The 12935-nt window shown below is 60.0% G+C and carries 14 protein-coding genes and 1 tRNA gene; 8 read left to right on the plus strand and 7 right to left on the minus strand.

The genetic code is table 11. The features are described from left to right. Window positions 1-130 precede the first annotated feature (130 nt). Together ACLI1M_RS00165 and ACLI1M_RS00170 are read left to right on the plus strand one after the other, a co-directional pair. A tRNA-Ala gene (locus tag ACLI1M_RS00165) sits at window positions 131-203 on the plus strand. A gap of 247 nt (window positions 204-450) precedes the next feature. Then, window positions 451-699 carry a hypothetical protein gene (locus tag ACLI1M_RS00170; protein ID WP_005329702.1) on the plus strand — a complete coding sequence of 83 codons (249 nt, stop codon included), beginning with the start codon at window positions 451-453 and terminating at the stop codon, window positions 697-699. Here ACLI1M_RS00170 and ACLI1M_RS00175 read toward each other — a convergent pair. The 3 genes from ACLI1M_RS00175 to ACLI1M_RS00185 form a co-directional block, all read right to left on the minus strand. Beyond that, complete coding sequence (locus tag ACLI1M_RS00175; RefSeq protein ID WP_034668745.1) at window positions 696-1166, minus strand: GNAT family N-acetyltransferase; 471 nt, start codon at window positions 1164-1166, stop codon at window positions 696-698. The genes ACLI1M_RS00170 and ACLI1M_RS00175 overlap by 4 nt on opposite strands. Window positions 1167-1263: 97 nt before the next feature. After that, on the minus strand, window positions 1264-1467 hold the full coding sequence (locus tag ACLI1M_RS00180; RefSeq protein ID WP_005329698.1) for a hypothetical protein: 204 nt from the start codon (window positions 1465-1467) through the stop codon (window positions 1264-1266). Window positions 1468-1600: 133 nt separating this feature from the next. Further along, on the minus strand, window positions 1601-2335 hold the full coding sequence (locus ACLI1M_RS00185; protein WP_005329697.1) for a hypothetical protein: 735 nt from the start codon (window positions 2333-2335) through the stop codon (window positions 1601-1603). A 282-nt stretch (window positions 2336-2617) separates the two neighbouring features. Here ACLI1M_RS00185 and ACLI1M_RS00190 point away from each other — a divergent pair, with 282 nt between their 5' ends. Next, entirely contained in the window at window positions 2618-3550 is a 933-nt protein-coding gene (locus tag ACLI1M_RS00190; RefSeq protein ID WP_248099367.1) for a methylenetetrahydrofolate reductase, read from the plus strand. After that, entirely contained in the window at window positions 3537-5807 is a 2271-nt protein-coding gene (gene metE / locus ACLI1M_RS00195; protein ID WP_248099365.1) for a 5-methyltetrahydropteroyltriglutamate--homocysteine S-methyltransferase, read from the plus strand. Before ACLI1M_RS00190 ends, metE begins: the two co-directional genes overlap by 14 nt. A gap of 48 nt (window positions 5808-5855) precedes the next feature. Here metE and ACLI1M_RS00200 read toward each other — a convergent pair whose 3' ends face one another. Continuing rightward, complete coding sequence (locus ACLI1M_RS00200) at window positions 5856-6494, minus strand: DedA family protein (protein WP_248099363.1); 639 nt, start codon at window positions 6492-6494, stop codon at window positions 5856-5858. 142 nt (window positions 6495-6636) lie between these two features. On the opposite strand from ACLI1M_RS00200, the gene ACLI1M_RS00205 reads away from it, so the two are divergent. Next, window positions 6637-8274: a dihydroxyacetone kinase family protein gene (locus ACLI1M_RS00205; protein ID WP_411706590.1), complete on the plus strand. Its 1638-nt coding sequence runs from the start codon at window positions 6637-6639 to the stop codon at window positions 8272-8274. Here the strand turns inward: ACLI1M_RS00205 and ACLI1M_RS00210 are convergent. Beyond that, the gene (locus tag ACLI1M_RS00210) at window positions 8234-8893 is read right to left on the minus strand and encodes an HAD family hydrolase (protein WP_248099361.1); all 660 of its coding nucleotides are present in this window, start codon (window positions 8891-8893) and stop codon (window positions 8234-8236) included. The genes ACLI1M_RS00205 and ACLI1M_RS00210 overlap by 41 nt on opposite strands. Before the next feature lie 69 nt (window positions 8894-8962). On the opposite strand from ACLI1M_RS00210, the gene ACLI1M_RS00215 reads away from it, so the two are divergent. From ACLI1M_RS00215 to ACLI1M_RS00225, 3 genes are all read left to right on the plus strand, one after another. Next, window positions 8963-9493: a peptidylprolyl isomerase gene (locus tag ACLI1M_RS00215; RefSeq protein WP_034656094.1), complete on the plus strand. Its 531-nt coding sequence runs from the start codon at window positions 8963-8965 to the stop codon at window positions 9491-9493. 109 nt (window positions 9494-9602) lie between these two features. Beyond that, entirely contained in the window at window positions 9603-10256 is a 654-nt protein-coding gene (locus ACLI1M_RS00220) for a rhomboid family intramembrane serine protease (RefSeq protein ID WP_411706591.1), read from the plus strand. A 306-nt stretch (window positions 10257-10562) separates the two neighbouring features. After that, the gene (locus tag ACLI1M_RS00225) at window positions 10563-12017 is read left to right on the plus strand and encodes a phytoene desaturase family protein (RefSeq protein WP_086589173.1); all 1455 of its coding nucleotides are present in this window, start codon (window positions 10563-10565) and stop codon (window positions 12015-12017) included. On the opposite strand, the gene ACLI1M_RS00230 is transcribed toward ACLI1M_RS00225, so the two are convergent. Next, complete coding sequence (locus ACLI1M_RS00230; RefSeq protein WP_411706592.1) at window positions 11968-12534, minus strand: hypothetical protein; 567 nt, start codon at window positions 12532-12534, stop codon at window positions 11968-11970. The two genes, ACLI1M_RS00225 and ACLI1M_RS00230, sit on opposite strands and share 50 nt — an antisense overlap. A 74-nt stretch (window positions 12535-12608) precedes the next feature. Further along, window positions 12609-12878 carry a cell division protein CrgA gene (gene crgA / locus ACLI1M_RS00235; protein ID WP_005326260.1) on the minus strand — a complete coding sequence of 90 codons (270 nt, stop codon included), beginning with the start codon at window positions 12876-12878 and terminating at the stop codon, window positions 12609-12611. Window positions 12879-12935: the final 57 nt, after the last annotated feature.

Consider the following 12935-nt stretch of genomic DNA (forward strand, 5'->3'; position numbering starts at 1 on the left):
CCCATGACCCTAGCGCTCGAATGTAACCAAAGTGATAGGACATGCCTAAAGTGTCCAAAGTGATTTGAGTGGTTCAGGTTTTAAGCGGTTTGTGGTTGCTTCGGCTGCGGTAGTAAAGTGTGTAGGCACTGGGGCATTAGCTCAATTGGTAGAGCATCTGCTTTGCAAGCAGAAGGTCAGGAGTTCGATTCTCCTATGCTCCACAGCATGAAGTCCGGCTTCCTCTTCGGAGGGCGCCGGACTTTTTCAATGCAATGGGTGGATATACGTTTATGTCGCGCCTTTTGTCCATCTAAACCAGCAAAACCGTCGACGAAAAATGGGGTTTAGATGGACAAAAGTCCTGATCTTCGGAAGTCCGGACAGATAGTGCAAGGTCGCGGGGAGGAAACTTTAAGTACAGTAAGTGGGGAATTATTACTATTACGCGAAACCATTAGGAGACTAACCATGGCCGCCAACGTTCGCTACAACGATCCCTTTACCTCCACAGAGAAGAAAGTTTCGGCGCCGGAGGGCGCAGAATACGTTGTGGTGCGCAAACGTGGCGAGGCCGCAGTGGATGGCGAGGTCATGAGCTTTCACGGCACTCGTGAAGAGGCGCGCGAGGCGGTTATGGCCGGGCTGACCGAGGAATTTAAGACGGCCGTGGATAATGAGCCGATTTACGTTACGCACGCCCGCCTGCGCTCGCTTTAGAAGCGTTTTAGCATCACAAAGTGTCCCTCGTGGCTGCCCACGTGTTCAAAGCCGAGGTGCTCATAGAGCCCCTTCGCGCGGGGGTTATCGGGGTGGACGGCTAGCGAGATGCCGGGGGCATGCAGGGTGTGGGCGAGGGAAATAGCGGCGTCGATAAGCGCGGTGGCAATGCCCTGTCCCTTATAGCGGGCCTCAACCGCGATGGCGATCTCCGGAATGGCGGGCTCGACAAAACCAAAGCCGTGGTTGTCCTCCGTTCCCCAATTGAGCCACACGCCACCGGCCGGGACAAGCTCCTCCCAGGCGATGAAGCCGCCCTGGTTGGGATCCCAATTTTCCACGTAGAAGGCAAAATCATCGGCAAAATCGGGGGAAAGCTCGCCGTGCTCGTCACCGAAGGTATCGGTGAGGAAGTTGAGGCGGGCGAGGTAGGTGCGGTCAGATTCTTGGGTTGCGCGAAGTTCCATGGAATCCACGATAGTCGCCAGTGGTGCACACGGGGTACGCATGCGAAAATCCCCTCCGCACAGGCCAGTGACCTGTGGGAAGGGATGCGGCTGCCGCTTAGGCTAGGTGGTAATTGCGGACGTCGTGACCGTTAAACTCGCGCTCGATACCGGCCTCGTCTACGGAGTGGAAAGTGGTTCCGTTATCGATGGCGAAGCGCAGGTTATCCACGCGAGAGGAAGGGTCTTTAGACACCGCACCCGCTGGGAAGTAGTACGTTGCGCCGTCTTTGAGCTTGACGGTAAGGGTCTCAAAGCTCATTGTTCATCTCCTTGTAGAAAGATCCCTAATGTGGGAATTCAATCAAGAGATTTTTGTCTAAGCAAAGAAATGAGATCTAGGCAACGCTGAATATACCCCCACGGCGGGGTGGAAAGCGTATTTATTCTTTGACCTACAGGCGGTGCTTGCCCTCGTTTTGGTGGTCATCGGTAATGCGGGTGGTATCGGCTGGCTGAGCTTCTTCTTCGCGGTGCTTGGCCAGCTGCTCGTCGATGGAACCCAGCAGTTCCTCATCGCGTACAGCGCCTTCCTCAACGAGGTCAGACTGGGTGTCATTCTCGCTGGTGGAGGTGTAGACCAAGGTGGACTCAGGGGCGGTGTGGGAAGCGGACTGGAAGTCATCCACGCGCGGTGGGGTCTGGGATGGCTTGTCGTTGGAGCGCAGCCAGTAGTAGGCGGCACCGGCCGCGGCGGAAAGCACAGCGATAATGCCGGCGAAGATCCAGCCCTTGGAGGACTTCTGCTTCTTCTGTTTCTTGGCTACCTTGGCGGACTTCTTCTTAAGGTTCTTCTGCGCCTTCTGAGAATCCTTTTTGGCCTGCTTGCGGGCCTTCTTAGCCTTCTTGGTGGCCTCTTCCTTGGCGTCACTAAGGCGCTCGGTGGCGTCCTCGCGGTAGTTGTTGAACTCATCCAGGGCGCGCTCGAGGCGGGAGTGCGCGGCGCGGGTGACGGCGCCTGCCTGGCGGCGGGACTCGGCGAAGCTGCCGTTATCGCGCTCGTCCATCTTCTGCGCGGCCTCCTCTAGGGCGGTGTAGGCTTCGCGGGACTTTTCTTCGCGGTAGTTGTTGAACTGGCTCCACAGGTTCGATGCGGTCTTGAAGGCCACGTTCAGTGTCGTGGGGTTCATGGGGTGGAACACTCCTTAACTCAGATTTATCAATTCGCTTTCACCCAGCATAGTGACGTGTCGGGTGGTGTACCACCGTGAGCGCGAAGGCGTGCAGGGGGAACGTGCCAGAAATAGACCGCTTGGTTCAGAATATACGATTATTATTCAGCCAATTTTTCGCCAACCTCGCAGTTTGCAGGCTTGCAATGGTAATACCATTGCACAATCGCTACCGCGCAAACTGAACAGCTTGGTACGTTTTTGTCAACGCACCGACGACGACCAGCAAAGGAGGTGACCATGAGCCCGCGACTTTCGGCTTCCGCGCCCTTGGATTATGAAAGCGAAGAGGAATCCCATGTGCCTGAGCGCCTCGCCCTTTCCTTCGAGGTAATCCCGCCGCGCCACGATGCCGATGCCGCCAAGATCGACCGCTTACTAGAAGTCCTGGAAAGTTATCACCCCGATTACATCGCTGTGACCAGCTCTCAGCGCTCCGGTTGGTTGGAGGGAACCGCGGCCTTCATTGAGAAGATTTCGCATAACACCTCTATGCGCCCCCTGGCGCACTTAGCGTGCACGGCCGGGACGCGCGACGAGCTCATCGGGTGGATCAATCGCTTGGTAGATGCCGGAGTTCGTGGCCTGCTGGCTCTGCGGGGTGACCTCCCCGAAGGGGGCATGCCAGAGCACTACCTCCAGCATGCCGATGAACTGGTTCGCCTCATCCGGGAATTGGAAAGCCACCAAGCGGCCCGCTTTGCTGCCGGCCGACTCGCTGTAAGTGTGGCGTGCTATCCCAGCGGCCATGCTGAATCCAAAAACGAGGACGAGGACTTCGACGTCCTGCTCAATAAGCAGCGCCTCGGCGCGGACTTCGCCATCACCCAACTCTTTTTTGATGCCGAGGATTTTCTCCGCTTCGCCCAACGGGCGGAGTTGGCCGGGGTGAAAATCCCCCTCATTCCGGGGATTATGCCCATGACCAGCCTGCGCCGGTTGGAACGAATGGGGCAGCTGTCCGGGCTGCCCGTACCCGAAAGGGTGCGTACTCGGCTCGCGGCAGCGAAAACCCCAGAAGAGGAATACGAAATCGGCATGGAGCTTACCGCCCAATTGGCCCGCACCATCGTGGCCGGGGGCGCAGAAGGCCTCCATATCTATACCCACAACAATCCCGACATCACTCAAGACCTGTTATCTCGAATCGGAGTAAGCAATGACGAACACTAATTTCCCCAAGGCGACGATTGAGGGCTACCCTCGCGTCGGCACTAACCGCGAGCTCAAGCGTGCGCTGGAATCCTACTGGGCCGGCCGCATCGATGCAGAGACCTTTGAGTCTGCCGCTCATTCCCTGCGCCTGGATACCTATAACCGCTTGCGCGACCTCGGTCTTACTGAGGACTATGCCATTCCAGCCGACGTCGCTTACTACGACCAGGTGCTCGAGACCGCACTGACCGTGGGCGCCGTAGCCGGCGAGACCCTGGATGATGAGTTCACCTTGGCTCGTGGCAATAAGGACACCGCGCCGCTAGAGATGACTAAGTGGTTCGATACCAACTACCACTACATCGTCCCAGAAATTTCTGATGACCAGGACTTTAAGGCGCACCCACAGCGCGTTATCAAGCTAGTGGAAGAAGCCCGCGCAGCAGGCCACACCGTGCGCCCATACCTCGTCGGCCCGGTTACCCTGCTGGCCCTGTCCAAGCAGGCCGAGGGCGCGACCAAGTCCCCGCTCGACCGCTTGGATGATGCCGTCAAGGCCTACCAGGAGGTACTGGCCGAGCTGGATAAATCCGGCGTGAAGTGGGTACAGCTGGCCGAGCCTGCCCTGGTAGCGGACCTGACCGTTGCCACCGATGAGGAGCTTGCTGCCCACATCAAGAGCGCCTATGAGTCCATCTTGGGTGCGGATAACCGCCCGCAGGTCTACCTCACCACCCCGTATGGCTCTGCGCGCAAGGGCCTTGACGTTCTGGCGGAGCTTAAGCCAGAGGCCGTCCAGGTGGATCTTTCCGTGGGCACCTTGGCTCTCGATGAGGGCTACCTTGAGCGCGTGAAGAAGCTGAACTCTCACGTGGTTGCCGGGCTTATCGACGGCCGCAATGTCTGGGCCGCCAACCTACGTGACCTGCGCTCCAAGTACGAGGACCTCGAGGGAAGCCTCGATTCCCTCTCCGTATCTACCTCCGTATCCCTGCAGCATGTGCCGCACACCGTGGAGGCAGAAACCAAGCTGCCGGCCGACGTCGCCACCTGGTTCTCCTTTGCCAATGAGAAAGTCAAGGAAGTCGTAGCCCTCTCCCAGGGCCCACTGGAAGCGCCGGAGGCGTACAACATCAGCGACCGCGCGGTGCGCACCCGTGCTGACTCTGAACGTATCCACAATGTGGCGGTGAAGGCGCGCATCGAGAAGCTGCCGGCCGGCGAGGTCAAGCGCGAGCCTGCCTTTGCCGAGCGCAACGAGGCGCAAAAGGAACTCGGCTTGCCGCAGCTGCCGACTACCACCATTGGTTCATTCCCACAGACCAAGGAAATCCGCCAAGCGCGTGCGGCGCACCGCAAGGGCGAGCTTTCCGACGCCGATTACAACGCCGCCCTCAAGGATGAGGTCAAGTCCGTCATCGAGCTGCAAGAGCGCCTCGGCCTCGATGTACTTGTACACGGCGAGCCAGAGCGCAATGATATGGTCCAGTACTTTGCCGAGCTGCTCGATGGTTTCGTAACCACCGAAAACGGCTGGGTCCAGTCTTATGGCTCCCGCTGCACCCGCCCGCCAATAGTCGTAGGCGACATCTCCCGCCCGGCTGCGATGACCACCGAGTGGTCCAAGTACGCCCAGTCGCTCTCGGAGCACCACGTCAAGGGCATGCTTACCGGCCCGGTGACTATCCTGGCCTGGTCCTTCGTGCGCGATGACGTCCACCAGTCCATCTCTGCGGACCAGCTCGGCGTCGCGCTGGCGGATGAGGTCCGGGACTTGGAAGAGGCCGGCATCGACATCATTCAGATCGATGAACCCGCCTTGCGTGAACTGCTGCCTTTGCGTGAGGAAGACCGCAAGGCCTACCTGGACTGGGCCGTGCGCTCCTTCCGCCTCGTTGCACTCGAGGCCAAGCCGACCACCCAGATCCACACCCACCTGTGTTACTCCGAGTTCGGCCAAATCATCGATGCCGTTGCCGGCCTCGATGCCGATGTCACCTCCATCGAGGCGGCCCGCTCCCGCATGGAACTGCTCGAAGATATCGACGAGACCTTCCATTCCGAGATTGGCCCGGGCATCTACGATATCCACTCCCCACGCGTGCCCTCCGTGGCGGAGATGGCCGAGCTCATCCGCGCTGCGCTCAAGCACGTGCCGGTCGAGCGCCTGTGGGTTAATCCAGACTGCGGCCTTAAGACTCGCGGCTACGAGGAGACCGAGGCCTCCTTGCGCAATATGGTGCTGGCTCGCGATGAGGTACGTGATTCCCTCTAAGTCCTCTTAACCTCATAGAATCCCGGCTGGGAAATGGGCAACTAGCCCTTAACTGGCCGGGATTTCGCGCTTTGCCTTGCGGCGCTTGTTGATCCACCCGATGATCATCGGCAGCACGGAAATTGCCACCACAATCAGCATGATGATGTCGATGGAGTGAGCAATGCCCGGGATACCGCCCAGAAGTACGCCGACCAGCAGCATGGAGCCTACCCAGCCGATGCCACCGAGGATATTCCAGCGCAAGAAGGAGGAGTAGCCCATTTCCGCGGTGCCGGCGGCGAAGGGGACGAAAGTGCGCACGATTGGTACGAATCGGCCCAATACAAGGGCCACCGGGCCGTGGCGCTGGAAGAAGTCTTCCGCGCTATCGAGGTGTTCGGTGCGCAGAACGCGGGCATCGTCCTTGAAAAGCTTGCGGCCAAAGCGGCGGCCCAAGTAGAAGCCCACTTGGTCGCCGGCAAAGGCGGCCACCGCGGCCACGACAAAGAGCAGCCAGGCGTTGATGTCGAGTTCGTGGCGCAGGATGGCCGCGGTAACGAGCAAAGAATCACCCGGCAGGAACGGGAAAAGCACGCCGGACTCGATGAAGATGACCACGGCGACGCCGAGCAGAATATAAGGTCCAAAGCTTTGGAGCAGGGAACCTGCGTCCATAAGGTTGTGGAGGGAGGACAAGAAATCCATGTGCGGATCCTTTCTTAGTGGTTCTTTTAGTATCCTCCGCAAACTGCAAAGTAGCTGCGAATCCACTGGGTGTCCGAATGGAACCGATATGTTTCTTTTCTCCTCCTAGCTTCCGGGTAAGAAACATCACTAGCCTGGGAGTATGAACCACTCCGCATTCCGTAATAGTCAAGACACTTTTCTCTCCGACGCCCTCGCTGGGCTCATCGCCAACCACCCCGATGCTCGCTGGCACGACGTTGGCTTCATTGGCCGCTCCACGCCGCTGCGCACCGCGGACGGTGATCCGGCAGTGGCGGTGATTTCCGGTGGCGGTTCCGGTCACGAACCGATGCATGCCGGGTTTGTCGGCCAGGGCATGCTCGCAGCGGCCTGCCCGGGGTTGCTCTTTACCTCCCCGAACGCGGTCCAGGTCAGCGAGGCCACCCAGTGGGCTGACCAGGGCAGGGGAGTAGTCCATGTGGTGAAGAATTACACCGGAGACGTCATGAACTTTACCGTCGCTCGCAACGCCGCCGAGGCGGTAGACACCCGCACGGTGCTGGTGGCCGATGATATTGCCACCGATGGCAATGAGGACGGCCCCGGTCGCCGCGGTACGGGTGCGACCATCCTGGTGGAAAAGGTCGCAGGAGCTGCTGCCTACCGCGGCGATGACGTGGATAAGGTTGCTGAATTAGGGCAGCGCGCCGCGGATAATTCTCGGAGCATGTCCGTGGCGTTGGGTGCCGGTTTTATGCCGACTACCGGCCGCGAGACCTTTGATCTTGCAGCCGGCCAGATGGAGGTGGGTGTGGGCATTCACGGTGAGCCGGGCACCCACACCGAGCAGGTAGATAGCGCGAGCGCTATCGTAAATCAGGTCCTGGATAAGATCGTGCCAGCCCTTGAGCTGGGTCAAGGCGATGAAGTGGTGTGCCTGGTCAACGGCCTAGGCGGCACCACCCCGCTGGAGCTGAGTTTGCTCTTTGGTGAGGCCGCCGCGCAGTTGGCCCAGCGTGGCGTCACCGTAGCCCGGTCGTTGGTGGGTTCCTATGTCACCGCGGTCAATATGCACGGTGCTTCCTTTACTCTGCTCAAGGCAGATGCGGAGCTGCTCGAGCTTGTCGACGCCCCCACTGCCGCCCCCGCCTGGCCGCACACCCTGGGCCGCGCGAAGGCGGTGGAACCCGCCACCATCACCTTCCAGGATGAACTTTCTACCGAGGGCGAAGAGAATCAGTGGCTCACCGCCTTTGTGGAACGCCTGCAAGCCTCTTTTGAAGCGCTTACTGAGCTAGACCGCCGGGCCGGCGGCGGCGACTTTGGCCAGAACATGGAGGCTGCCTTCGGTGGCATCAAGCTTCCCCTGCGCGGTACGGATACCGAGATCTTCACCGGGCTGGCCAAGCGTCTGCTCGTCCTCGCCGGTGGTACCTCCGGCGCCGTATTCGGCACGCTCTTTAATGAATTGGCTCGGGCGGAGTCGCTGGCGGATGGGCTCAACGCAGCGGCTGACCTAATCCACGAGCTTGGCGGCGCCCAGCGTGGTGATCGCACCATGCTCGATGCCCTCATTCCGGCTGCAGAAAAAGCCCGCGAGCTAGGTGTGAAGGATCCGGATGCGGAGACCTTGCAGGCGCTTTTCGACGCTGCCCATGCCGGCGCCCTCGACACCGAGGATCTCGCGGCAAAGAAAGGCCGCGCCTCCTACCTGGGAGATCGCAGCAAGGGCGTTATCGATCCGGGCGCCATCGTGGTCAGCTGGCTCTTTGGGGGAGAACCTCTCTCAGCGCACTAAGCGAGCTGAGATCTCCCTTACCGGTACGGTCGAGGTGGAGCGCATGCAGACCCGCTGTGCGAGCTCCCTGTACGTCGTTGGCCAGGGAATCGCCCACCATGAGCGTGTTTGCGGGGGTCACTTCGAGCTGGCGGCAAGCAGCGAGGTAGGCCTCCCGTTGTGGTTTGGGGCAGCCGAGGTCGACGGTGGGGATGAGGAGGACGTCGGCAAGCGCAAGGCCCGTAGCCTCCAGCTTCGCCTGCTGCATTTCGCGCTCGCCGTTGGTGAGTATGCCGACCTGAAAACCGGATTCGAGGGCCCAGGTGAGGGTGGGCAGGGCGTCGGCAAAGGCGCGCCATTGCTCCCGGTAGGCGGAAAGATAGCCGTCATAGGCGGCCAGCGCCTCGGCATCGCTCATGTTCCGGCCGAGGAATTCGCGGCAGCGCGCCGCGCGCTGGCCGTGGTGGGAGACCTCGCCGCGCTCATAGGCTTGAAACCATTTTCGTTCAATGGCCGCGAACCGCGCATGCTGGCCCTCGGGCAGGCCGAGCTTGCGGCACCACTGATCCACCGCGTCTCGGGCCGCGCCGGTGTGATCGAGCAAGGTGTCATCCAGATCAAAAAGAAGCGCGCGAATCATGCCTTCAGGCTAGCGCGATCGCTGACAGCGTTATGTCATGCGCGGCAGGCACGCGTTAAATTCTTTACAATGGCTGGCATGACTCAGAAGACCGCAACTGCAACGATGCATACCAACTACGGTGACATTGTTATCGATCTCTTCGGTAACCATGCACCGGTAACCGTTGAAAACTTCATCGGCCTGGCCAAGGGCGAGAAGGACTACTCCTCCCAGAATGCAAAGGGCGAGCAGTCCGGCCCGTTCTATGACGGTGCAATCTTCCACCGCATCATCGATAACTTCATGATTCAGGGCGGCGACCCGACTGGCACCGGCCGCGGTGGCCCGGGATACCAGTTCCAGGATGAATTCCACCCGGAGCTGCAGTTCGACCGCCCATTCCTGCTGGCCATGGCTAATGCCGGCCCAGGCACCAACGGTTCCCAGTTCTTCATCACCGTGGCGCCGACCCCGCACCTGAACAACCACCACACCATCTTTGGCGAGGTAACTGACGCTGCTTCCCAGGAGGTCGTCTCCAAGATCGCCAAGGTGGATACCGACCGCATGGACCGTCCGCACGAGGACGTTGTTATCGAGTCCATCGATATCGCGTAATCGCCTTTTTCCTCGGGCCCGTCACCGCATTATTCGTGCGGCGGCGGGCTCGTTGCAGTTTTCCCGAGTTATCCACAGCTAGATCCCCGCCTAAAGGACTGACAACTTCATGACCATGGTGAGAAACTATGTCCGCGCTACCCCAGCGACCGCACTCATTGCCGCCGTGTGCATCATCGCTTGGCTGATTACCGCGGTGCAGGCGCGCACGCTAGGAGCCACCTTCTATGATTCCCCGCTCGCAGCGGATTGGGGCCTGTGGGGACCGGATTATCCCTTCCGCCCCCAGACTGCGCTGTCTTCGGAGTTCATGCACCTAGACGCGGGGCACTTGGCGGTGAATATGATCATGCTCTTGCTCATAGGCAGGGAAGTGGAGCGGACGCTTGGCACCGGGTTGTATCTTGCCGCTTATTTCACCTTTTGCCTAGGTGCGTCCGCCATGATCTTGAAATTCGACTTCAATACCCCCACCGTCGGCGCCTCCGGTGCGCTCTTCGCGCTCATGGTCATGCTGGTAGGTGCTTATCGTCAACGCGGACTCGATCTCCGCGCGCCCATCGCCCTGGTTGTGGCGAACGTGGCCTATACCTTCTTGGCCAATGGCGTATCCCTATGGGGACACTTGGGTGGGTTGTGCACAGGTCTTGTGTTGAGCCTTTTTCTCTATCGAAAAAGCTCCTCTCTTCGCTGGGGCGGTGTTGTTGTGGTGGCCGCGATACTCGTCGCGTTCTTGGCCCAACAAGCTGGGTTTTGGGGATAACTGTGAATTTTGATCACCGGAAAGCATGTGCGAAAGAATTCCACAATGTTTATCCACAATGTGGATAACTACATTTTTGTAATTTACCGAACGCTTTTCCGGAGTTTTCCCTGATCAAGCTGGTCTAGGCCGTGCGAAAGTAAGAAAATCCGCCTGTGGAAGTCCGTGAAAACAGTTATCCACAGGGTGTTAATAATTGTGTGAAATTCACATTTCACAGGCTTTCTCCACAGCCTGTGGATAACTTTCTACCCACTGTGTGAGCAAGACTGATAAATTTGGGTACTGACCTGCATAAGGAGCATTGTGGATTATCAACCTCGCGCTGTGATCGTCGGCGCAGGACCGAATGGACTCACGGCCGCGGCGCGTTTGGCCATGGCTGGCTGGAGTGTGGATATCTACGAACGGACCGACTGGGCCGGTGGTGCGGCAGCCTCCTCTGCGGAGATTTTTCCGGGCACGATTGTGGATCTCGGAGCGGCCGGGCACCCTTTTGGCGTGGCGAGTCCGGCGTTCCGCGCCCTCGATCTGGAATCCCATGGTTTGCGGTGGCTTAACGCCCCCTATCCCATGGCCCATCCGCTAGAGGGAGCCCCGGCCGGAATCCTGCAGAGTTCTTTGGCGGATACGGCCGCGGAGTTGGGAGCCGATGCTCGCGCGTGGACGCGGTTGCACGGACACATTGTCCGGCACATTGATGAGCATGTGGCGAATGCACTAACGCCGTTGGTGCGTTGGCCCGATCGCCCCGTGCGCTTGGCACAGTTCGGCGCGGCCGGCATCGCGCCCGCCAGTCAGCTCGGGCGGGTGGCATTCGATACGCCACAGGCGCGCGCCCTCTTCGCAGGCAGCGCGGTACATGCGATTACCTCGCCTACTAGGCCACTTACCTCCGCATTCGGCCTGCTCTTTGGCGGGTTGGGCATGACCCGCGGCTGGCCCGTGGTGGAGGGTGGCACCGGAGCTCTTATCGACGCCCTCTTAAACCTCCTCCGTTCCCACCACGCCCGCCTCCACACCGGATGCGAGGTCACCGATCTGCGGGAGCTGCCTCAGGCCGATGCGACCATCCTGAACCTCACCCCGCAGCAGATCCTGGGGCTGCGTGGGCTGGAGCTTCCCAGCCGTGTTCGCCGGAGCCTGGCGCGCTGGCGATATGGCAGCGCCGTCTTCAAAGTGGACTTTCATCTCAGTGAGCCCGTCCCATGGGTCGATCCGCGCGTGGGCCAAGCCGGCACCGTGCATGTGGGAGGCACGGTGGAGGAGATCTGTAGGGCAGAGGGGGACGTCGGCAAGCGGCGAATGCCCGAGCGACCCCTAGTATTGGCCTGCCAACAATACGTGGCCGACCCTTCCCGTGGGCTTACGCTGTGGACTTATGCGCACGTCCCGCGCGGCTATGCGGAGCGCTATCCGGGTGAGGTAACCGAGCTGATTACTGCGCAGATCGAACGCTTTGCCCCTGGTTTTCGGGATACCATCCTGGCTACCCACGCCACTAGCCCGGCCGAGTTGGAGCGGTGGAACCCTAACCTGGTCGGTGGCGATATTGCCGGCGGCGCGATGACTGGGCTGCAAACTCTGCTGCGGCCACGCCTTTCGGCCCATCCGCATCGCCTTGCTCCAGGAGTATTTATGGCCTCCAGCTCCGCAGCTCCCGGCGCTGGCGTGCACGGCATGCCGGGATGGTGGGCCGCCGAGGAAGCACTCAGCGGGTGGAAAGGCGGCGCTGCCAGAAAAAGAGGCCCGCGCCGATGAGCCAGAGAGTCGCAGCGGCGAAGTACCCAGGGATGGTCGTGGTGCGGGGCAAGTAGGAACTGCCTGGGACGAGTCCTGCTATGACAGGCTCGAGGAGGAAGCCTAGGACGGCGAGATAGTCGAACCACCGGAACTGGGCCGAGGCCGCGCCGGCCAGCCCCAATACTGGTCCAGAGAGGAGAGCCAGGAAAAACCACTGGGCGTTGTACTCAAATGCCTCGCGCCAGTTGTACACACCGAAGACCACGAGCAAGGCGTAGTGCACGGCCAGCATCAAGACGATAATTCCCGTACCGGCCAGGAGTGCCTTGAGCCACCGGCCCGAATAATTCTTGCCTATGAGGTAGCTAAAGATTCCCCACACCATGCCCGAGCCCAGGACATTGCCTAGGTAGTTGCGCACGGAAAGGCGGAGGGGAGCGGCGCCGGTGAGTAGGGTGGGGTCGGCAAACGCGATGTGCACGGCCGCGTAGGCCACAGAAATGATGAGGCCAGCAGCAAAAATGTGGCGAGACATGTGGCTCCTAGATATGAAAAACCCTCGCCACCTACAGGAAGCAGGGAGCGAGGGAACAGGCTGGGAGGTCTAGCTTAGCGCCACCCCATGGTCATCAGCAGGCCGATGATGGCCAAGCCAAAACCGATGCCATAATTCCAAGCGCCGAGGTCCGCCATGAATGGGATGTCCTGGCCAGCGAGGTAATTGACCACGAGCCACAGCAAGCCGATGACCATCAGGCCCAGCATGATGGCTACGTACCACTTCGGGGTGCCCTCCGAATTGATCTTGACGGGGGTGCGGTTGGTAGCAGAGCTCGAGGTAGGGACGGAGGAGCTCTGAGAAATCTTTGACTTCGGCATAAGATACCTTTTCTAGATTTAAGTTCTTATCTAAGTTCGTACTGAGACCTTAGGATA

The organism is Corynebacterium sp. LaCa54 (assembly GCF_046717495.1).
GTDB lineage: Bacteria > Actinomycetota > Actinomycetes > Mycobacteriales > Mycobacteriaceae > Corynebacterium > Corynebacterium kefirresidentii.